Annotated in this window: 24 protein-coding genes; 18 read left to right on the forward strand and 6 right to left on the reverse strand. The window is 67.1% G+C overall.

From position 1 onward, the window contains the following. Window positions 1–27 precede the first annotated feature (27 nt). Window positions 28–1,026 carry an SPFH domain-containing protein gene (locus ACK4FB_RS09460; protein WP_409751125.1) on the forward strand — a complete coding sequence of 333 codons (999 nt, stop codon included), beginning with the start codon at window positions 28–30 and terminating at the stop codon, window positions 1,024–1,026. Between the two features lie 3 nt (window positions 1,027–1,029). Continuing rightward, complete coding sequence (locus ACK4FB_RS09465; RefSeq protein ID WP_409751057.1) at window positions 1,030–1,488, forward strand: NfeD family protein; 459 nt, start codon at window positions 1,030–1,032, stop codon at window positions 1,486–1,488. Window positions 1,489–1,500: 12 nt separating this feature from the next. Here ACK4FB_RS09465 and rnhA read toward each other — a convergent pair whose 3' ends face one another. Continuing rightward, entirely contained in the window at window positions 1,501–1,953 is a 453-nt protein-coding gene (gene rnhA / locus ACK4FB_RS09470) for a ribonuclease HI (RefSeq protein WP_409751128.1), read from the reverse strand. A 153-nt stretch (window positions 1,954–2,106) separates the two neighbouring features. Here rnhA and ACK4FB_RS09475 point away from each other — a divergent pair, with 153 nt between their 5' ends. Further along, complete coding sequence (locus tag ACK4FB_RS09475) at window positions 2,107–2,784, forward strand: DUF6624 domain-containing protein (protein ID WP_409751060.1); 678 nt, start codon at window positions 2,107–2,109, stop codon at window positions 2,782–2,784. Window positions 2,785–2,787: 3 nt separating this feature from the next. Here the strand turns inward: ACK4FB_RS09475 and ACK4FB_RS09480 are convergent, their stop codons facing one another. Further along, on the reverse strand, window positions 2,788–3,438 hold the full coding sequence (locus ACK4FB_RS09480; RefSeq protein ID WP_292105265.1) for an alpha/beta hydrolase: 651 nt from the start codon (window positions 3,436–3,438) through the stop codon (window positions 2,788–2,790). A gap of 159 nt (window positions 3,439–3,597) precedes the next feature. On the opposite strand from ACK4FB_RS09480, the gene ACK4FB_RS09485 reads away from it, so the two are divergent. The 10 genes from ACK4FB_RS09485 to ACK4FB_RS09530 all read left to right on the forward strand — a co-directional run bounded on the left by ACK4FB_RS09485 (window position 3,598) and on the right by ACK4FB_RS09530 (window position 11,511). Then, a complete protein-coding gene (locus ACK4FB_RS09485) occupies window positions 3,598–4,056 on the forward strand; it encodes an Rrf2 family transcriptional regulator (RefSeq protein ID WP_409751063.1) in 459 nt (152 codons plus the stop codon). Further along, complete coding sequence (locus ACK4FB_RS09490; protein ID WP_409751066.1) at window positions 4,053–5,189, forward strand: cysteine desulfurase family protein; 1,137 nt, start codon at window positions 4,053–4,055, stop codon at window positions 5,187–5,189. The genes ACK4FB_RS09485 and ACK4FB_RS09490 overlap by 4 nt, the downstream gene beginning before the upstream one ends. After that, window positions 5,190–6,656 carry a Fe-S cluster assembly protein SufB gene (sufB, locus tag ACK4FB_RS09495; RefSeq protein ID WP_196838210.1) on the forward strand — a complete coding sequence of 489 codons (1,467 nt, stop codon included), beginning with the start codon at window positions 5,190–5,192 and terminating at the stop codon, window positions 6,654–6,656. Window positions 6,657–6,719: 63 nt separating this feature from the next. Beyond that, window positions 6,720–7,055, forward strand: a complete 336-nt coding sequence (locus tag ACK4FB_RS09500) for a GIY-YIG nuclease family protein (RefSeq protein WP_409751070.1) — start codon at window positions 6,720–6,722, stop codon at window positions 7,053–7,055. A 352-nt stretch (window positions 7,056–7,407) separates the two neighbouring features. Beyond that, entirely contained in the window at window positions 7,408–7,689 is a 282-nt protein-coding gene (locus ACK4FB_RS09505) for a hypothetical protein (protein ID WP_409751073.1), read from the forward strand. Between the two features lies 1 nt (window position 7,690). After that, entirely contained in the window at window positions 7,691–8,440 is a 750-nt protein-coding gene (gene sufC, locus ACK4FB_RS09510) for a Fe-S cluster assembly ATPase SufC (protein ID WP_409751076.1), read from the forward strand. Then, window positions 8,437–9,456 (forward strand): Fe-S cluster assembly protein SufD, encoded by a 1,020-nt coding sequence (sufD, locus tag ACK4FB_RS09515; RefSeq protein ID WP_409751079.1) that lies wholly within the window; start codon window positions 8,437–8,439, stop codon window positions 9,454–9,456. The genes sufC and sufD overlap by 4 nt, the downstream gene beginning before the upstream one ends. A gap of 5 nt (window positions 9,457–9,461) precedes the next feature. Beyond that, window positions 9,462–10,730 carry an aminotransferase class V-fold PLP-dependent enzyme gene (locus ACK4FB_RS09520; RefSeq protein ID WP_409751131.1) on the forward strand — a complete coding sequence of 423 codons (1,269 nt, stop codon included), beginning with the start codon at window positions 9,462–9,464 and terminating at the stop codon, window positions 10,728–10,730. 5 nt (window positions 10,731–10,735) lie between these two features. Beyond that, window positions 10,736–11,125 carry an SUF system Fe-S cluster assembly protein gene (locus tag ACK4FB_RS09525; protein WP_409751134.1) on the forward strand — a complete coding sequence of 130 codons (390 nt, stop codon included), beginning with the start codon at window positions 10,736–10,738 and terminating at the stop codon, window positions 11,123–11,125. After that, window positions 11,125–11,511 carry a HesB/IscA family protein gene (locus ACK4FB_RS09530; protein WP_021697411.1) on the forward strand — a complete coding sequence of 129 codons (387 nt, stop codon included), beginning with the start codon at window positions 11,125–11,127 and terminating at the stop codon, window positions 11,509–11,511. Before ACK4FB_RS09525 ends, ACK4FB_RS09530 begins: the two co-directional genes overlap by 1 nt. A 53-nt stretch (window positions 11,512–11,564) precedes the next feature. Here the strand turns inward: ACK4FB_RS09530 and ACK4FB_RS09535 are convergent, their stop codons facing one another. Continuing rightward, window positions 11,565–11,939: a hypothetical protein gene (locus ACK4FB_RS09535; protein WP_409751082.1), complete on the reverse strand. Its 375-nt coding sequence runs from the start codon at window positions 11,937–11,939 to the stop codon at window positions 11,565–11,567. 360 nt (window positions 11,940–12,299) lie between these two features. On the opposite strand from ACK4FB_RS09535, the gene ACK4FB_RS09540 reads away from it, so the two are divergent. Next, entirely contained in the window at window positions 12,300–13,061 is a 762-nt protein-coding gene (locus ACK4FB_RS09540; RefSeq protein WP_409751085.1) for a hypothetical protein, read from the forward strand. Between the two features lie 67 nt (window positions 13,062–13,128). Here the strand turns inward: ACK4FB_RS09540 and ACK4FB_RS09545 are convergent, their stop codons facing one another. The 3 genes from ACK4FB_RS09545 to ACK4FB_RS09555 form a co-directional block, all read right to left on the reverse strand. Continuing rightward, window positions 13,129–13,896, reverse strand: coding sequence for a lysophospholipid acyltransferase family protein (locus ACK4FB_RS09545; RefSeq protein WP_409751088.1), 768 nt, complete (start codon window positions 13,894–13,896; stop codon window positions 13,129–13,131). 32 nt (window positions 13,897–13,928) lie between these two features. After that, window positions 13,929–14,987 carry a GGDEF domain-containing protein gene (locus tag ACK4FB_RS09550; RefSeq protein ID WP_409751091.1) on the reverse strand — a complete coding sequence of 353 codons (1,059 nt, stop codon included), beginning with the start codon at window positions 14,985–14,987 and terminating at the stop codon, window positions 13,929–13,931. Between the two features lie 83 nt (window positions 14,988–15,070). After that, complete coding sequence (locus ACK4FB_RS09555) at window positions 15,071–16,681, reverse strand: DEAD/DEAH box helicase (RefSeq protein ID WP_409751094.1); 1,611 nt, start codon at window positions 16,679–16,681, stop codon at window positions 15,071–15,073. Between the two features lie 236 nt (window positions 16,682–16,917). Between ACK4FB_RS09555 and mmsB the strand changes: the two genes are divergently transcribed. The 4 genes from mmsB to ACK4FB_RS09575 all read left to right on the forward strand — a co-directional run. Beyond that, window positions 16,918–17,826, forward strand: coding sequence for a 3-hydroxyisobutyrate dehydrogenase (gene mmsB / locus ACK4FB_RS09560; RefSeq protein WP_409751096.1), 909 nt, complete (start codon window positions 16,918–16,920; stop codon window positions 17,824–17,826). Window positions 17,827–17,971: 145 nt separating this feature from the next. Then, window positions 17,972–19,198, forward strand: coding sequence for a 5-aminolevulinate synthase (gene hemA / locus ACK4FB_RS09565; RefSeq protein ID WP_409751099.1), 1,227 nt, complete (start codon window positions 17,972–17,974; stop codon window positions 19,196–19,198). 19 nt (window positions 19,199–19,217) lie between these two features. Next, window positions 19,218–19,409, forward strand: coding sequence for a DUF6898 family protein (locus ACK4FB_RS09570; protein WP_409751137.1), 192 nt, complete (start codon window positions 19,218–19,220; stop codon window positions 19,407–19,409). Window positions 19,410–19,452: 43 nt separating this feature from the next. Beyond that, the coding region (locus tag ACK4FB_RS09575; RefSeq protein ID WP_409751102.1) for a serine hydroxymethyltransferase at window positions 19,453–20,169 on the forward strand (717 nt) is incomplete at its 3' end.

The following is a 20,169-nucleotide window of genomic DNA, read 5'->3' on the forward strand; positions in this document are numbered from 1 at the left end:
TCCGTATTTGCGATCGTCGTGGTGGTGATGGCCATCGCGCTGGCGTTCAGCGTCATCAAGATCGTGCCCCAGGGGCGCGAGTTCACCGTTGAGCGGTTCGGGAAGTACACCCGGACCCTGAGCCCCGGCATCAGCTTCCTGACGCCCTTCGTCGAAGGCATCGGGCGGCGCATGAACATGATGGAGCAGGTCCTGGACGTGCCCCAGCAGGAGGTCATCACCAAGGACAACGCCATGGTGAAGGTGGACGCCATTGTCTTCATCCAGGTGATGAGCGCCTCGGCGGCGGCCTACCGGGTCGATGATCTGAACTACGCCATCACCCAGCTGTGCTCGACCAATCTGCGGACCGTCGTGGGCTCCATGGAGCTGGACGAGGTGCTGTTCCAGCGCGACAGCATCAACTCGCGCCTGCTGACCGTGATCGACGCGGCCACCGAGCCGTGGGGCGTCAAGGTCAACCGCATCGAGATCAAGGACCTGACGCCGCCGGTGGACATCACCAACGCCATGGCCCGCCAGATGAAGGCCGAACGTGAGCGCCGGGCCATCATCACCGAGGCGGACGGCGAGAAGCAGGCCGCCATCGCCCGGGCCGAGGGCGCCAAGCAGGCCGCCATCCTGGAGGCCGAGGGCCGCAAGGAAGCCGCCTTCCGCGACGCCGAGGCCCGTGAACGGGAAGCCGAGGCCGAGGCCCGCGCCACCGCCATGGTGTCCCAAGCCATCGCCGCCGGCGACGTCAACGCCATCAACTACTTCGTGGCCCAGAAATACGTCGAGGCCTTCGCCGAGCTGGCCCGCAGCCCGCAGCAGAAGACCGTCATCGTCCCCGCCGAGATGGGCGGACTGGTCGGCACCATCGCCGGCCTGGGCGAACTGGTCGGTCTGGCCCGGGAACAGCAACAGGATCGCCGCGACGATCGTCAGGCCACGCGCCCCGCGCCGCGTCCGACCACCACGAACTCGCCGCCGCCGCCCCAGACCGCCCCGCGCCGTCCGCGCGGATCGGTCCCCGGCACGGAGTAGGCCATGGACTGGCTGATCGACCTCTATTCGGCGCAGCCGTTCTGGATCTGGCTGGCCATCGGCGTGGCGTTGCTGGCCATCGAGGTCAGCATGACCACCGAATGGTTGCTGTGGCCCGCCGCCGCCGCCGGGGTGGTGGCCGTGCTGACCGCCCTGGGCCTGCCGCTGGGCTGGGCCGGGGAACTGATCGTTTTCGCGTTGCTGACGGTGGTGTTCACGGTTCTGGCGCGGCGCTTCATCAAGCGGATCAATCCGGGCGACGCCGCCGACATCAACGACCGCGACAGCCGGCTGATTGGCCAGCGCGCCCAGGTGGTCCAGGCCTTCGCCGAGGGCCGCGGCCGGGTGTTCATCTCGGGGTCCGAATGGGCCGCCGAGATCGACGGCGAGGCGCCCATGGTGGGCCAGGCGGTGGTGGTGGAGTCGGTCAGCGGGTCGCGCCTGAAGGTGCGGGCGGTCTAGTCAGACCGGGCGCTAACCTTTCAGCTCATCCACGCCCCGGTTGGCGAGGGCGTCGGCGCGCTCGTTCCACTGGTGGCCGGCGTGACCCTTGACCCAGCGCCAGCGCACGTCGTGGCGGGCGCGGGCGGCGTCGAGGCGTTTCCACAGGTCCTCGTTCTTGACCGGCTTCTTGTCGGCGGTCTTCCAGCCGCGGGCCTTCCAGCCGTGGATCCACTGCTCGATGCCCTGCATGACGTATTTGCTGTCGGTGTGGAGCTCGACCTTGCAGGGGCGCGTCAGGGCCTCGAGCGCCTGAATGGCGGCCATCAGCTCCATGCGGTTGTTGGTGGTCAGCTTCTCGCCGCCCCACAGCTCTTTCTCACGCTCGCCCCAGTGCATCACCGCCCCCCAGCCGCCGGGACCGGGGTTGCCGCGACAGGCGCCGTCGGTGTGGATGATGACGTGGGACAAGGGACCTGCCGACATTTTGGAGAGGAGGGGAAATGTCACTATTCTCTCCGCAGGAGAAGAGCCATGATCCAGTTGAAAATCGAAGACATCGAGGGCCGGGCTGCCATTCTTCTGGATGACGCTTCGCTCAGGACGCTGGGCGTCGAGCGCGGGTAACGGAGAACGACGATGATCGCGCTGTTGCTCACCATGCTGGCGTTGCAGGCGCCGGGTTCGGGTGAACCGGGCCCTGATATTCGCCAAGCCATCGCTCCGGTCATCGAAGCCATCGAGGCGGAAATCGAGCGGCAGGCCGCCCTGCCGCCACCCGCGACCGATCGGGAGCGGCTGGAGCGGATGGGCCGGCTGGATCAGGCCGGCCGCTGGCGCATAGGCGAGGTGGATGTATCGGCTCTGCCGCCAGAGCAACGGGGCGAGGCGTTTGAGGCGATCGGCCGCGTGATGGGCCGCATCGACGCTGAAAATCAGGCGGCGCTCATGACCATGATTCCCGAAGAGGGATGGTTTCTCCGCAGCCGCTATGGCGACGAAGCCGCCACTGCCGCTTTCCGCATCGTGCAGCACGGAGACGAAGCGCTGTGGCGCAGGTTCCTGCCTGTCTTGCAGCCGCTGGTCGAAAGCGGGGAGGTGGCGGGTGAGAGCTTCGCCATGATGTATGACCGGCTCGCAATCAGTGAGGGGCGGCCACAGCGATATGGAACACAGTTCGTCTGCGTCGAAGAACGCTGGACCCTGGCCCCGCTAGAAAATCCGGACGAAGTGGAGGCGCGGCGTGCGGAGATGGATATCGCCGCACCGCTTTCAGCGCTGGTCGAGCATATGGAGCAGCAGCCGCCCTGCGCCTGACGATCAGGCCGGGTCGGCTTCCAGGCGCATGTCCAGATAGGCGCCGACGCGGCGTTCCACCGCGGGCAGGTGGTCCTGCCAGAAGTGGGTGGCTCCCTCTTCCAGCTCGTAGTCGATGGTGATGCCCTTCTGGGTACGCAGCTTGTTGACCACGCGCTCAACCTCGACGGGCGGGACGATGGTGTCGGCGGTGCCGTGCAGGAACAGGCCCGAGGCCGGGCAGGGGGCCAGGAAGCTGAAATCGTAGATGTTGGTGGGCGGCGACACGGAGATGAAGCCGTCCGTCTCGGGCCGGCGCATCAAAAGCTGCATGCCGATGTAGGCGCCGAACTGATAGCCGGCGACCCAGGTCTGGCTGGCGGCGGGGTTCTCGGTCTGGAGCCAGTCCAGGGCGGTGGCGGCGTCGGCCAGCTCGCCGATGCCGGAGTCGAACTCGCCCTGGGACTTGCCCACGCCGCGCGAGTTGTAGCGCAGGGTGGCGAAGCCGCGTTTCTGGAACAGCTGGTACAGATGCACCGCAACCGGATTGTTCATGTGCCCGCCCGCCTTGGGGTGCGGATGCAGGATCAGGGCGATGGGCGCGTTCTCGCGCTTGCCGGGGGAATAGCGGGCCTCGATGCGACCGGAGGCGCCGCTCAGGATGACTTCAGGCATGAATCTGGTGGAATCCCGTCTTCAACTGTCGTTTCGCAGCTGCGTAATACTTGACCATGGGGGTAGGACTTTATATCTCCACCCCACGCGCCATGGCCCATGAAGCCGCGGGTTCTAGCACAGGAGCCCCGAAAAGCGCGCGATTTCTTGAGGTGCGCGATGCGACTTTCGACAAAGGGACGGTACGCTGTGATGGCCATGGCCGATCTGGCCCGCCATGGTCGTGAGCGCGCCGTGTCGCTGGCGGAGATCGCCGCGCGGCAGGAAATCTCCCTCAGCTATCTGGAGCAGTTGTTCGCCCGCCTGCGCCGGGCCGGGCTGGTCAAGAGCGTGCGCGGCCCGGGCGGGGGATACCGCCTGTCGTCGGCGTCCTCGGAGATCATGGTGTCCGACATCGTACTGGCGGTGGACGAGCCGATCCGGGCCACCCGCTGTGCGGTGCAGGGCTCGCCCAAGGGCTGCATGATCGGCGGCGAACGCTGCATCACCCATGACCTGTGGGCCGGACTGGGCGACGAAATCCACCGCTATCTGTCCAGCGTCAGCCTGGAGGACGTGGTCATGCGCCGGACGCGCCGTTCTTCCCAGCTGGATGCGCGCGAGGGGGTGGCGGCGTGAGCATCTATCTGGACTACAATTCGACGGCGCTGGTGCGGCCGCAGGTGCGGGCGATCATGGCCGAGGTGCTGGCCGAGGGGGGCAACCCCAATGCGGTGCACGCGCTGGGCCGGCGCGCCCGCTCGCGCATCGAGACAGCGCGGGCCCAGGTGGCGGCGCTGGTCGGGGCCGATCCGACCGCGGTGGTGTTCTCCAGCGGCGGGACCGAGGCCAATGCGCAAGGGATCGCCAGCGCCATCGCGGCGGGATGCGAACGGCTGATCGTGTCGGCCACCGAGCATCCGTGCGTGGCCGAGGCGGCGATGGCCAGCGGCATCCCGGTGGAGGTCCTGCCCGTGGACGGAAACGGCGTGGTCGATCTGGACTGGCTGGCCGGGGCGCTGCAGCGGCCGGGCCGGGCGGCGGTCGCCATCCATCATGCGAACAACGAGAGCGGCGTGATCCAGCCCATCGTCGAGGCCGCAGCGCTGGTGCGGGCAGCGGGCGGCTGGCTGCACGTGGACGCCATCCAGTCGGCGGGCAAGATCGCCGTGGACATGCGGGCGCTGGACGCGGACACCCTGACCCTGTCTGGGCACAAGCTGGGCGCGGCGCAGGGCGTCGGCGCGCTGGTGGCGCGCGAAGGGCTGACTCTTGTGCGCATCCTGCACGGCGCCGGGCAGGAGCGGGGCCTGCGCGCGGGCACCGAGAACACGGCGGGCATCGCCGGCTTCGGCGTCGCGGCCGAGATCGCCGGCGGCGAGCTGGCGCAGGCGGCGGATCATGTGGTCTGGCGCGACGCGGCGGCCGGGCGGGTCAAGGCGGCGGGCGCGGTGGTGGTGGGCGAGGCGGTGGATCGTCTGCCCAACACCCTGTTCCTGGCGGTGGAGGGCTGGGACAGCCCGCAGCAGCTGATCGGGCTGGATCTGGCGGGCGTCATGGTGTCGGCGGGCAGCGCCTGTTCGTCGGGCAAGACCAAGCCGTCCAAGACGCTGGTCGCCATGGGGCTGGATCGGCTGGCCACGGGCGCGGTGCGCGCTTCGGGCGGCTGGGGCACGCAGAACTCCGACTGGACGAGGTTCGCGGACGTTTGGACCGCCGCATTTGAAAAGCATGTCGCGCGCCTGAGTGTGCGCGCGAAGGAAGTCGCGTAAATGGCTGCAGTTAAAGAGACAATCGACACGGTCGCGGAACTGGAGCGGTACAAGCACGGCTTCACCTCCGACATCGAGCAGGAATTCGCGCCCAAGGGCCTGAACACCGACATCGTGCGCTTCATCTCCGAGAAGAAGGGCGAGCCCGAGTGGATGCTGGAATGGCGTCTGGCCGCCTATGAGCGCTGGCTTGCCATGGAGGAGCCCACCTGGTCGGCGGTGCGCTACCAGCCCATCGACTATCAGGACCTGTACTACTACGCCGCGCCCAAGAAGAAGGACGGGCCCAAGTCGCTGGACGAGGTCGATCCGGAACTGCTGGCGGTCTACGAAAAGCTGGGCATTCCGCTGAAGGAGCAGGCGGTTCTGGCGGGGGTCGAGGGCGCGCCGCGCTATGCGGTGGACGCGGTGTTCGACTCCGTCAGCGTGGTCACCACCTTCAAGGAAGAGCTGAAGAAGGCCGGCGTGATCTTCATGCCGATCTCCGAGGCCCTGCGCGAACACCCCGAGCTGGTGCGCCAGTACCTGGGCACGGTGGTGCCGGTGTCGGACAACTATTTCGCGGCGCTGAACAGCGCGGTCTTTTCGGACGGCTCGTTCGTCTATGTGCCGCCGGGGGTCCGCTGCCCCATGGAGCTGTCGACCTATTTCCGCATCAATGCGAGCCAGACGGGCCAGTTCGAGCGCACCCTGATCATCGCCGACAAGGGCAGCTACGTCTCGTATCTGGAGGGCTGCACCGCTCCCATGCGCGACGAGAACCAGCTGCACGCCGCGGTGGTGGAGATCGTGGCGCTGGACGACGCCGAGGTGAAATATTCGACGGTCCAGAACTGGTACCCCGGCGACGCCGAGGGCAAGGGCGGCATCTACAATTTCGTCACCAAGCGCGCCGACTGCCGGGGCGACCGGTCCAAGGTCAGCTGGACCCAGGTGGAGACCGGCTCGGCCGTCACCTGGAAATATCCGTCCTGCATCCTGAAGGGCGAAGAGAGCTCGGGCGAGTTCTATTCCATCGCCATCACCAACGGGCATCAGCAGGCCGACACCGGCACCAAGATGATCCATCTGGGCAAGAACTCGAAGAGCCGGATCATCGCCAAGGCGGTGTCGGCGGGCAAGTCGGATTCCACCTATCGCGGGCTGGTGTCGGTGCACCCCAAGGCGACCGGGGTGCGCAATTTCACCCAGTGCGACAGCCTGCTGATCGGCAAGGACTGCGGCAGCCATACCGTGCCCTATATCGAGGCGAAGAACGGCTCGGCCCAGCTGGAGCACGAGGCCACCACCACGCGCCTGTCGGACGACCAGCTGTTCTATGCGCAACAGCGCGGCCTGTCGGAGGAGGAGGCGGTGGCCCTGCTGGTCAACGGCTTCGTCCGCGACGTGCTGCAGGAACTGCCCATGGAGTTCGCGGTGGAGGCGCAGAAGCTGGTGGCGATCTCGCTGGAGGGGTCGGTCGGATGATCCTCCAGCCTCCGTCATCCTCGGGCTTGTCCCGAGGACCCATTTGTCCGCATTCTCGACCGCATGGGACGCGAACGCCCTCTGATCGCCGCCTATATCGTGACGAACAAGCCGTTCGGAACGCTCTACACCGGCGTGACCAGCAACCTCTATCAGCGCGTACACCAGCACCGGACGGGGGCCTTTCCGGGCTTCACAAAGGAGCACGGCCTGAAGCGCCTGGTCTGGTTCGAACCATTCGAGCTGATGACGTCCGCCATCCGGCGCGAGAAGTCGCTGAAGCGGTATCTGCGCGCTTGGAAGATCAATCTGATCGAGCGGGAGAATCCCGACTGGGACGACCTGTCGCTGGAGTGGGATCGAGCGCCGGTGTGGAAGCACGGACCGACGGACGAGTAAGCGCAGCTTTTGCCCCCACCCTCCGTCATCCTCGGGCTTGTCCCGAGGACTCATCGTCCAGCGGCATGGATCCTTCGAGTTCGTGGCGGCCGTCCGCGCGCGCTGACCTGGGGCTCGCGGGTCCCGACAAATGGGTCCTCGGGACAAGCCCGAGGATGACGGATGTTGTGTTGGCGATCTCGCTGGAAGGGAGCGTGGCGTAATGTTTGGGTGGTTCAGCAAGTCACGGCCCAGGCAAGTGGCTCCTGCTGCGCGTCCTCTCGGTGAGCCCCCTTACGAGTGGCAGCCGACGCGCACGGTGCTTCCGACCTACGCTCTTGAGCTCAGAGATGAGGGTGAGTTCCGGGAGTTCATGAGGCGCGCCGAGACCCCGGCATCATGGAACCGGCGTGAGGATTTTGCAGCGCAGGCCAGCGAACCGCGAATGGACAAGATCGACGCCGATTTCTGGTGGTGGGCTCGGGTCGGCGATGAACTCTGGGTCCTTGCGGAGCGGGTCTGGGCCTATTTTCCCGATCCCTTGCCTTACTCGCTCGCCGTCTGGAGTCCTGCAAAACGAAGGTTCCGGACCCTCGGCCATTTCGGCGTTCTCCCTCCCCATTGGGCCAACGGGCCTCAAAAGGTTCAGAATTAAAGTGCTCTCTATCAACAACCTCCACGTCACTCTCGACGACAAACCCATCCTGAACGGCCTGACGCTCGACGTGCCGGCGGGGGAGGTGCATGCGGTCATGGGGCCGAACGGGGCGGGGAAGTCGACCCTGGGTTACGCCCTGGCCGGGCGGCCCGGTTATGAGGCGGCGCAGGGGTCCGCGACCTGGCGGGGCGAGGACCTGCTGGCCTTGGACCCGGCGGAGCGGGCGGCGAAGGGCGTGTTCCTGTCGTTCCAGTATCCCATCGAGATCCCGGGGGTGCCGGCCCTGACCTTCGTGCGCACGGCGGTGAACGCCCAGCGGCGCGCGCGCGGCGAGGCGGAGATCTCGGCGCCGGACTTCCTCAAGAAGGTGCGCGAGGCGTCGAAGGCCCTGAAGATGGATTTCGACATGCTGAAGCGGCCCCTGAACGTGGGCTTCTCCGGCGGTGAGAAGAAGCGCATGGAGATCCTGCAGATGGCGCTTCTCGAGCCCAGTCTGCTTATCCTCGACGAGACGGACTCGGGCCTCGACATCGACGCCCTGCGCATCGTGGCCGAGGGGGTGAACTCCCTGCGCTCGCCGGAGCGGTCGATGCTGGTGATCACCCACTATCAGCGCCTGCTGGACTACATCAAACCGGACCGGGTGCACGTGCTGGCGGCCGGGCGCATCGTCGCCTCGGGCGGGCCAGAACTGGCCCACGAACTGGAGGCGGAAGGCTACGACAAGTTCCTTCCGGCGGCGGCGTGAGCGCGGCGGTCCTGAACCTCAACGATCCGGCCACCTTCCCGTCGCGGCGGGTGGAGGCCTGGAAATACAGCGACCTGCGCCGGGTTCTGCGCGAGGCGCCTGAGCCGTCGCCGGACGCGTCCGTCGCGCCGGGCGGGCCGTTCGCGGCCTTGGGCGGCGAGGAGATGGCGTTCGCCAACGGGCGGGCCGTGGGGGCGGACGCCTTCGTGGCCTCGGGCGAGCAGACCCTGCGCCTGCGCTTCGTGTCGGAGGCGACGAACACCGGCCACAGCGCCGCCGCGCGCATCGCGGTGAAGCCGGGGGCGAAGCTGCTGCTGCTGGAAAGCCATGAGGGGTCGGGCGCCGGCTATGTGGCGCACAACCGGCTGGATATCGACATCCCGGCGGGCGCCGAGGTCACGCGCGTGGTGCTGGTCGAGGAGCCGGAGGACGCCATCTCGGTGGCCGAGGCGAGGGTCGCCGTGGCGCCGGGCGGGACGTTCCGCCAGACGACCCTGCTGACCGGGGCGAAACTGCAGCGGCAGGAGACGCACCTGACTCACGGCGGTCAGGGGACGGACGTGCGGATGGACGGCGTCTATCTGCTGACGGGCGCGCGCCATGCGGACATGACCAGCGTGGTCAGCCATTCGGGGCTGAACGGGGTCACCTCGCAGTTGACCAAGGGCGTGGTGCGGGATCAGGCGCGGGGCGTGTTCCAGGGCAAGATCATTGTTCAGCGCGGGGCCGACGGCACCGATGCGCGCATGGGGCATCACGCCCTGATCCTGTCGGAACGGGGCGAAGTGGACGCCAAGCCGGAGCTGGAGATCTACGCCGACGACGTGCAGTGCGCGCACGGCAATACGGTGGGGGCGCTGGACGAGAGCGCCCTGTTCTACATGCAGCAGCGCGGCCTGTCGGCGGACGAGGCGCGGGCCCTGCTGGTGCAGGCGTTCCTGATCGAGGTGGTGGACCGCATCGATCACGAGGGCGCGCGGGAAAGGGTGCGGGAATGGCTGGAGGCGCGGCTGTGAACACCGTGACGGCCGCCGCCCCCTCCACCGCTGCGCGGTCCCCCTCCCCCGATGGGGGAGGATTTGACGCCCATGCCGCGCGGGCGCAGTTCCCGATCCTGTCGCGGACGGTGAACGGGCGGCCGCTGGTCTATCTGGATTCCGCTGCGTCGGCCCAGAAGCCCCGGGCGGTGATCGAGGCCATGACCGGCGCCATGTCGGGCAGCTACGCCAATGTCCACCGGGGTCTTCACACCTTGGCCAATGAGACCACCGAGGCGTTCGAGGGCGCGCGGGCGACCGTGGCGCGGTTTCTGAACGCGGAGGCCGAGACGAACATCGTCTTCACCAAGGGCGGGACCGAGGCGATCAATCTGGTGGCGGCGGGCGTGGGCCAGAGCCTTCAGCCGGGCGACGAGATCATCGTCAGCCAGATGGAGCACCACTCCAACATCGTGCCCTGGCACATGCTGCGCGAGCGGTGCGGCGCGGTGCTGAAATGGGCGCCGGTGCTGGACGACGGGTCGCTGGACATGGCGGCGTTCGAGGCGCTGTTGACCGAGCGGACCAAGGTCGTGGCGGTGACGCACATGTCCAATGTGCTGGGCACCATCAACCCGATCTCCGAGATCACGCGGCTGGCGCACGCTGCCGGCGCCCGGGTGCTGATCGACGGATGCCAGGGGGCGGTGCACGCCGCGCCGGACGTTCAGGCCATCCGCTGCGACTGGTACGTGCTGACGGGCCACAAGCTGTATGGGCCCACGGGCATCGGGGCGCTGTATGGAACCGCCGAGGCGCTGGACAGCCTGCCGCCGTGGCAGGGCGGCGGCGAGATGATCGAGACGGTGGAGGAAGACCGGGTCACCTATGCGAAGCCGCCGCACCGGTTCGAGGCGGGGACGCCGCCGATCCTGGAGGCCATCGGCCTGGGCGCGGCGCTGGAATGGCTGATGGGCTTCGACAAGGCCCAGATCATCGCCCACGAACAGGCGCTGTACGCCCATGCGCGGGCGCGGCTGGACGGGGTCGACGGGCTGCGGGTGCTGGGCGAGGCGGACGGGAAGGGGGCCATCCTGACCTTCACCGTGGACGGCGCCCACGCCCATGACATCGCCCAGATCATGGACCGCTACGGCGTGGCGGTGCGGGCGGGCCTGCACTGCGCCGAGCCGTTGGCGAAACGAATGGGGGTGACGTCGAGCGCGCGCGCCTCGTTCGCCCTATATAATACGACGGAGGACGCCGACGCCTTCGTGGATGCGCTGATCAAGGCGCGCGAGTTCTTTATCTGATGACCATGGACGATAAGCCCATCACCGATAACGCCACCTTCGCCGAAGCCTGGGACGCACCGAAGACCGGGGCCCTGGACCAGGCCGAACTGGACCGCCTGACCGACGAGCTGGTCACGGCGCTCAAGACCGTGTTCGATCCGGAAATCCCGGTCGACATCTATGAGCTGGGCCTGATCTACAAGGTGGACGTGTCCGACGACCGCGACGTGGTGGTGGAGATGACCCTGACCGCGCCGGGCTGCCCGGTGGCCGGCGAGATGCCGGGCTGGGTCGAGGATGCGGTGCGGACGGTGGAGGGCGTCAAGTCGGCCCGCGCCAATCTGGTGTTCGACCCGCCGTGGGACCCCTCGCGCATGAGCGACGAGGCCAAGCTGCAACTGAACATGTTCTGATGACCGAGCTTCAGACCACCGCCCGTCCGCGCCGCCCGCGCCCCAAGGCCGTCACCCTGACGGACGCCGCCGCCGCGCGCGTCAAGGCGATCATGGCCAAGGCGGAGCAGCCCTATGTGGGCCTGCGCGTGGGGGTGAAGAACGGCGGCTGCGCGGGGCAGGAATACACCTTCGCCTATGCCGAGGCGGTCGAGCCGCTGGACGAGGTGGTGGAGGACAAGGGCGTCACCATCCTGATCGATCCCAAGGCGGTGCTGTTCCTGATCGGGACCGAGATCGATTACGAGACGTCGAAGCTGGCGTCGAAATTCGTGTTCCGCAATCCGAACGAGACGGACGCCTGCGGGTGCGGTGAGAGCGTGACGATCATTCCCGCGAAGGGCTAGCGAACGCGGGCCGGAGCCGCGGCCGTGTCCGGAGACACGACCGCAGCGTCAGCTCAGTTCTGATCGGGCATGGTCACCGCGTCGGCGTCGCTCGCCATGGGCGCAGCCGCGCCTTCCGGCGTCGTGGAGACGGCGCCGCGGTAGTCCACGGAAACATTCTGGGTCTGGCCGTCGCGGGTGGCCGTGCCCTGCCACAGCCCGCTGTCGGTGAGCGTCAGGGCGGAGACGTTCGTGTAGCCGGCGTTCTCGATGTGACCACGCGCCTGACCTTCGGTGAAGGAGTTGGCGCCTTCGGTCTGGCTAGCCATAGGGGCCGTATTGAGATCCTCATTCACGGCCTCGTTCATGGGCTGGTTGGGTTCCGAGCAGGCCGCGAGCGAAGCGGCGGCGAGCAGGGCGGATAGGGTGACGCTCATGGTGAGGCGCATGGTGATTCTCCTGAATCCTCTGAAAGATGTGGCCACAACCGCCCGATCACGGGTTTGTTCCAAAATCATCTCATCCATTCGCCGGGATGTTGAAATAAAAGATTTGCTGTCAAAGTACAAGTTGAGTGGCTTGTCGCTCTCAAATTTGACGAATACATATTAAATGTGAAGATATTTATTACATTGTGTGGAAGTGTATCGCGGATTATATGAAAGTGATAACTTCGCGTTATTGATTTCTGTTGAATCTGAACAATTCTCGCCTTCGCCGGTTGGTCTGGGGCAACCCCCAGCGCCAGCGTTCAGCGAGCCGATCGGCTCTCCGTCCAGTCTGGCCGCCATTTCAGGAGACCGATGATCATGCGTACGATTACACGCCTATTCGACCACTATTCCGACGGGCTGGACGCCATTCGAAGCCTCGAGAACGACGGCTATGACAGCCACAATATCAGCCTGATCTCCAACAACACCGAGGAGTGGCACGCGGCGGACGGATCGACGGACGCCGCGAAGCATCACGACGACCACGATCATGGCAACAAGGCCGGTGAAGGCGCGGCGACCGGCGCAGGTGTTGGTGCGGCCCTCGGCGGCGGCGCGGGACTGCTCGCCGGTCTCGGCATGCTCGCCATTCCGGGCGTCGGCCCGGTCGTGGCGGCCGGCTGGCTGGCGGCGACGGCGGCCGGCGCGATCGGCGGCGCGGTTGCCGGCGGCGCGACCGGTGGTCTGGTCGGCGCGCTCACCAAGGACGGTGAGAGCGAGGAGGACGCCCATGTCTACGCCGAGGGCGTGCGCCGCGGCGGCTCTCTCGTCAGCGTTCGCGTATCCGACGATCGCGCGAATGATGTGGAGGCGGTTCTGGAGCGCCACGGCGGCGTGATCGCCGAGAAGCGCGGCAGCGCCTATCGCAGCGAGGGCTGGGAGCGCTTCGATGAGTCCGCCGAGCCCTATGACCGCGATCGGGTGATGGCTGAACGCGCGCGCTACCGCACCGAGGCGGTCGCCCAGGAGCCTCGCAGCTTCACCGGGACCGACACCCAGCGAGACGATTCGATCAGCGATGATCGCATCCGCGCGGAGCAATCGCGGACGGGCGACATCCCGCCTTCGCGCATCTGATCGCTGCCATCTGACAGCCGTCTGAAAAGGCGCCGGTTCGCCGGCGCCTTTTTTCTTGCGTGGGGTGTCAGGCCGCGCGCCGGGCCTCGTCGGGGGTGGGGACCTGCACCGCGGGCGTGACGGGATCGCCTGTGACCTCGGCCACCAGTTCAGCGGTGCGGGCTTCAACGGCGGCTTCGAGCCGCGCCATGAACGCGTCCTTGCCCAGACCGAGCGGGATAGGGTCGAGGAACTCAAGGGTGGCGGTTCCGGGGTGCTTTTCGTAGGCCTCCTGCGGCCAGAACAGGCCCAAGTTGGTGGCCACGGGGACAACCGGCATCTGGAAGTCGCGGTACATGTGCCAGACGCCCGAGCGGTAGCGATATTTCTCGCCGACCTTCGCCAGATTGCCCTCGGGATAGATCAGGATCTTGCGGCCCTCGGCGTGGGCCTCTGCGGCGCGTGTGGCGAGGGCCTTGCGGGCTTCGCTGCCGCCGCAGTTGTTGACCACGATGGCGCCCAGTTTTCGCAGAACCGTCCCCAGCAGGGGAAACCGCTCCAGATGGTCGCCGGTGACGAAGGCCAGATCGTCAAACTGGTTGTAGATGGAGAAGCCGTCGCCCCAGGACTGGTGCTTGCAGGCGAGGATGAAGGCGCCCTCGGGCAGGCGCTCCCTGCCGCGCACCTGAATACGGATGCCGGCGAGGGCGCGCATGGCCCAGACCATGGAGCGCACATAGCTGCGGATAACGGCGCGGACGAGACCGCGACCGGGCGTGAGGGCGGCGAAGGCGGCGGCCAGCGTATGCAGGATGGAGAGGGGCCAATAGGCGAGGGCGAAGGCGAAACTGCGCATGCCGCGACCTTGGCTGTGAATCGCGGCGGAGGCTAGGCCGCCTTGTCCGCGCTGGACAGCCGGGCGGCGCAGGTGACGCGATTGCGCCCGGCGTGCTTGGAAGCATAGAGCGCCTCATCCGCGCGGCCCATCAGGTCGACCGCCGTGTCGCCGGGCAGCTTCTGGGCCAGACCGATGGAGACCGTGACCGCGCCCAGATCGTCATTGGTGGATCGGCGACGCAAGCTGCGCGAGGCGATCTCCTCGCGGATGGTGTTGAGGACGGTTTCGGCCATTCGGGCGGTCTCGCCCGGAAACAGCAGGGTGAACTCCTCGCCGCCGTACCGCGCGGCGATACGCGGGCTGCGAAGGGTGCGACCGAGCACGCTGGCCACATAACGCAAGACCTGGTCGCCGGTCTGATGCCCCCAGGTGTCGTTGAACTTCTTGAAGTGGTCGATGTCGAGCACAGCCAGCGTGAGCGGCGCCTTGCCCGCCTCCTCGCAGGCCCGGTCCAGTTGCTCGTCGAACGCCTTGCGGTTGGCCAGATTGGTGAGGGCGTCGGTCATGGCGTCGCGCCGGACCTGCTCCAGGTGCTGTCGCAACTGGGCCACCTCGCGGGTGGAGGCCTCAAGGCGCTTCTCGAGGGTGGCGTTCTCCAGGTGCACTTTACTGGTGGCGGTGGTCAGGTCGCCGACCAGTCGCTTGATCTCTTCGGGCGCCAGCGGCGCCTCCATGCTGGCGCCCGCGTGGGCCAGGGTCTGGCCGTATTCGGCCTGCGACGACCTGGCCGAGGCGATGACCTCGGCCACATTGGTAAGTTCGCGGTTCAGCATCAGGCCGGCGTCCCGGATCTCGTCGCTGAGACGGCCGCGCGGCAGAAATTCGGACATCAGCATTTCGCTGAGGTCCTCGGTAAAGGGCGTTCCGGCGTCCATCAGACGCTTCATCTCAAGGCCCAGCGGGCCCTCGGGGTTGCCGAGATAATGAAGCCAGAGTTCGAAATTCAGCGGGGTGGGCCAGACGCCGGCGGCTTCCATGGCCTCCAACGCCTGCCGGGCGAGAGAGAAGGCCTCGGGGCCGCGCAGCGTCGTTTCAACCTCACCCGTCATCTTGTCCCGTCCCTGCGCGCGGCCCAGCGCAATCCAGACGCTAGACCTGCGAAGTAAGGACGAGGTTAAAGGGCGGTGTCCCTTCAGGAGGAAACGGGAACCGGTCGACGCAGGAAGGCGGGCACATCATCCCCGAACCCCGAACCTTTGGCGGAGGCTTTGTCGTCGTCATTGCCCTTGCGTCCGCCGCGGCGTTCGGCCTGGGTCAGCTGGGGCTCCTGAACCGCCACAGCAGGGGCCGCTGGAGCTGCAGCACGAGCAGGCGCGGAAGCGACAGGGGCTTCGACCGTGACCGGGGCGGTTTCCGTCCTGGATCCCCGACGGCTGCGGGTGCGACGAGGCTTCTCGCCCTGTTCACCCGGGGCAGCGGAGACAGGCTCGGCTGTGATCGCTTCGACCGGCGAGGGGGCCGCTTCGGCGACAGGTTCGGAACGGCTGCGACGTCCGCCCCGGCTGCGCTGGGGCTTTTCAGTTTGTTCGGCCGGCTCGGCCGCCTTGCGCTCGGCCCGCTCCGGGGCCTTGCGGCCAGCTCGAGCTGAGCCGCCCGAGCCGACGCCGGACCCGTCGATGTCGAGCGTCAGTTCTTCCGGGTCCATCTTGATCAGCTTCAGCACCTTATCCAGCGACTTGTCGTCGGCCGGGGTGACGATCATGAAGGTCTGGCCCTTCTTGCCCGCCCGGCCGGTGCGGCCGATGCGGTGCACATAGTCGTCGGCGTGGTGCGAGACGTCGTAGTTGAACACGTGACTGACATCCGGGATGTCCAGGCCGCGCGCGGCCACGTCGGAGGCCACCAGCAGCTTCAGCTCGCCCGAGCGGAATGACGCCAGGGTCTTTGTGCGCAGGGACTGGTCCAGATCGCCGTGGATCGGGGCGGCGTCGAATCCGTGCTGTTTGAGCGACTTGGCGACCACGTCCACTTCGGACTTGCGGTTGCAGAAGACGATGCCGTTCTTGACGTCCTCGCGGCCCACCAGGGCGCGAAGGGCGATGCGCTTGGCCTTGGGGTCGCTGGAGGGAATGCGCACCAGATACTGGGCGATGGTGTCGGCGGTCATGGCCGGACGCGAGGCCTCGATCCGGGTGGGATCCTTGAGGAATTGCTGGGTCAGGCGCGTGATCTCGGGCGGCATGGTGGCCGAGAAGAACAGGGTCTGGCGGCGCGGCGGCGTCAGTTTGAAGATGCGCTCGATGTCCGGGATGAAGCCCATGTCCAGCATGCGGTCGGCTTCGTCGACGACCATGATCTCGACGCCGGTCAGCAGGATCTTGCCCCGCTCGAACAGGTCCAGCAGACGGCCGGGGGTGGCGATCAGGACGTCCACACCCTTGTCCAGCAGGGCCACCTGCTCGCCCATGGAGACGCCGCCGATCAGCAGCGCCCAGGTCAGCTTGGTGCCCCTGGCGTATTTGCCGAAGCTCTCGGCCACCTGGTCCGCCAGTTCGCGGGTCGGGGCGAGAACCAGGGCGCGGGGCATACGGGCCCGGGCGCGGCCGGAGCCGAGGCGATCCACCATCGGCAGGGTGAAGGCCGCCGTCTTGCCGGTGCCGGTCTGGGCGATGCCCAGAACGTCGCGTCCGGCGAGGGCCACGGGGATGGCCTGTTCCTGAATGGGGGTGGCGTTGGTGTAGCCGGTGTCTTCGACCGCCTGAAGGGTCGTGGGCGAGAGGCCCAGCTTTGAAAATTCTGTCATGTAACTCGGTGAAGGGGAGCCTTTTCAGGCCCATGACGCACGGAACCGCCCCTCATTGGGCGAGCGGGCGGCGCGAATTCGCCAGACCTGTCCCGAACTGTTGGCCCCATATAGAAATCCGCAGGGAAAAGTCAAGTATTTCCGGCCAATTCGGGTCCTGACGGCCCCCGGCGACGCTGGCGATCCGCGCTCGATGACGCTAAGCCCGACCCAAAGACTGTCAGGGAGAGACGCACATGAAGATCGCATTCATCGGCCTGGGCAACATGGGCGGCGGCATGGCGGCCAATCAGGCTGCGGCCGGCCGGACGGTGACCGCGTTCGACCTGTCGACCGAGGCCCTGGACCGGGCGAAGGCGGCGGGCTGCATCGCCGCGACGTCGGTGGTTGAGGCGGTCAAGGACGCTGACGTGGTCATCACCATGCTGCCCGCCGGGCCTCATGTGCTGAAGGTCTATTCGGAGCAGGTGATCGGCGCGGCGCCGACCTCGGCCTTGCTGATCGATTGCTCGACCATCGACGTGGACACGGCCCGCAAGGTCGCCGGGTTGGCGAGTGAGGCGGGCTACGCCTTCGCCGACGCACCGGTGTCGGGCGGCACGGCCGCGGCTGAGGCGGGGACACTGGCCTTCATGGTCGGCTGCGACGAGGCGGTACTGGGCCGGGTCGAGGCGGCGCTGGAGCCCATGAGCCGCATCACCATCCGCGCCGGCGACCACGGAGCGGGGCAGGCGGCCAAGATCTGCAACAACATGCTGCTGGGAATCTCGATGATCGGCACGTGCGAGGCCATCGCCCTGGCCGAGCGGCTGGGCCTTGATCCCGAGCGCTTCTTCGAGATCGCGTCCAAATCGTCAGGCCAGTGCTGGAGCGTGAGCAGCTATTACCCCTGGCCCGGCCCGGTGCCGACGGCGCCGTCCAATCGGGGCTACGAGGGCGGATTCGCCACGGCCATGATGCTGAAGGACCTGAAGCTGGCCCAGGATGCGGCGGCCAGGGCGGGGGCGTCCACGCCGCTGGGAACCCAGGCCGAGGCCATGTACGCCCTGTTTGACCGGCTGGGTTACGGCGGGCGCGATTTCTCGGCCATGCTGCAGTTCCTGCGCGGCGATCTGGACAGTCTGGAGCGCGCCACGCGGCCCTGAACCGATGCCCATGCTGGCGACGTGGTGTTGAGAACCGTTATCAATTAAGGGGTTGCGGCCTTTTGTCCGTCGGTTTTCATGGACACGAGGGGCTGCGGGGAGCAAAACGCGAAGCAGACGATCATAAGCAAAACGAGCCGTCCGCGTGTTTGACTATAAGGCCGCCTTTCAAAACGCCGTCGACCAGGTCCAGAAGGAAGGGCGCTACCGCGTCTTTGCCGACCTGAAGCGCGTGCGCGGCCAATTCCCGCGCGCCGTGCGTCGCCGGGCGGACGGGTCCGAACAGGACGTGGTGGTCTGGTGCTCCAACGACTATCTGGGCATGGGCCAGCATCCGGTGGTGCTTGAGGCCATGCAGGCCGCCATCGACGAGGCCGGGGCCGGGGCCGGGGGCACGCGCAACATTTCCGGCACCACCCGATGGGCCGTGGACCTGGAGGCCGAGCTGGCTGACTGGCACCACAAGGAAGCGGCGCTGCTGTTCACCTCGGGCTATGTGGCCAATGAGGCGACCCTGACGACCCTGCAGCGGATCATGCCGGGGCTGATCATCTTCTCCGATTCGCTGAACCACGCCTCCATGATCGCGGGCATCCGCAACGGCGGCTGTGAGCGGCACATCTTCGCGCACAACGATCTGGAGCATCTGGAGGCGCTGCTGAAGGCCGCGCCGGCCGATGCGCCCAAGCTGATCGCCTTCGAGAGCGTCTATTCCATGGACGGCGACATCGCCGACCTGCACGGCACCATCGCCCTGGCGCGGAAGTACGGCGCCCTGACCTATCTGGACGAGGTCCACGCGGTGGGCCTGTACGGCGAGCGCGGCGCCGGCGTGGCCGAGCGCGACGGCGTGCTGGACCAGATCGACATCATCGAATGCACCCTCGGCAAGGCCGTGGGCGTCATGGGCGGCTACATCGCCGCCGACGCGGTGATCATCGACGCGGTGCGTAGCTGGGCCGCAGGCTTCATCTTCACCACCAGCCTGCCGCCCGCCCTGACGGCGGGGGCGCTGGCCTCGGTGCGTCACCTGAAGGGCGCCGCCGACCTGCGGGCGGCCCATCAGGAGCGGGCCGAGACGCTGAAGCAGCGGTTCGCCGAGGCGGGGATCCCTGTCCTGCCCAGCGAAAGCCATATCGTGCCGGTGCACGTGGGCGATCCGGTCCACTGCAAGATGATCTCGGACATGCTGCTGGAAGACTTCGGCGTCTATGTGCAGCCGATCAACTATCCCACCGTGCCCAAGGGGACCGAGCGCCTGCGGTTCACCCCGTCGCCGAACCACGACGACGGCATGATGGACGCCCTGGTCACGGCCATGGACAAGCTGTGGACCCACTGCAACGTGGCGCGTCTCCCTGCGGTCGCCTGACCACAGCCTCGGCGAGATCATCGTCGAGTTCGTGCGTAACGGCGCATACCTGAAATGTTCGGCCATCCACGCGGCGACCGGGACCGAGGCGTCCGCAGTGGGGCCGGTGAACGAGCGGGCGCACCTGGAGCGAATCGCCATCGGCAAGCTGAGGCGGGCCCTGGCCGCTGCGGCGGCACAAGATGTTGTGGGGCGGGGGTGGAAGGCGTAAAGCATCTGGCATCTTTCCGCCCCCCCGATTTCCGGAGCCGCCCGTGACCGCCCGCTTCGTCCATGACGCCTATTTCTCCAAGTCTCTGGAAGAGGCTGATCCCGAAATCTTCCGGGGCATTCAGGGCGAGTTGGGTCGCCAGAAGGAGCAGATCGAGCTGATCGCCTCCGAAAACATCGTCTCTCAGGCGGTGCTGGAGGCGCAGGGTTCGGTGCTGACCAACAAATACGCCGAGGGCTATCCGGGCCGTCGTTATTACGGCGGCTGTGAATACGTCGACATCACCGAGGATCTGGCGCGGGAACGGGCGAAGAAGCTGTTCGGCGCGGGCTTCGCCAATGTGCAGCCCCACTCGGGCGCCCAGGCCAACCAGGCGGTGTTCCAGGCCCTGCTGATCCCCGGCGACACCTTCCTGGGCATGGACCTTGCCTGCGGCGGTCACCTGACCCACGGCAGTCCGGCGAACCAGTCGGGCAAGTGGTTTCGTCCGGTCACCTATATGGTGAGAAAAGACGACCATCTCATTGATTATGATAACGTCGCCGAGATGGCGGAGCGGGAGAAGCCCAGGCTGATTCTGGCCGGCGCCAGCGCCTATTCCCGCCACATCGATTTCAAGCGGTTCCGCGAGATCGCGGACAGCGTCGGCGCATACCTGATGGTGGACATGGCCCACTATGCGGGTCTGATCGCGGGCGGGGCCTATCCCGATCCGCTGCCCCACGCCCATGTGGTGACGACCACGACGCACAAGACCCTG

Source organism: Brevundimonas sp. (assembly GCF_046299535.1).
In the GTDB taxonomy this organism is placed as follows: domain Bacteria; phylum Pseudomonadota; class Alphaproteobacteria; order Caulobacterales; family Caulobacteraceae; genus Brevundimonas.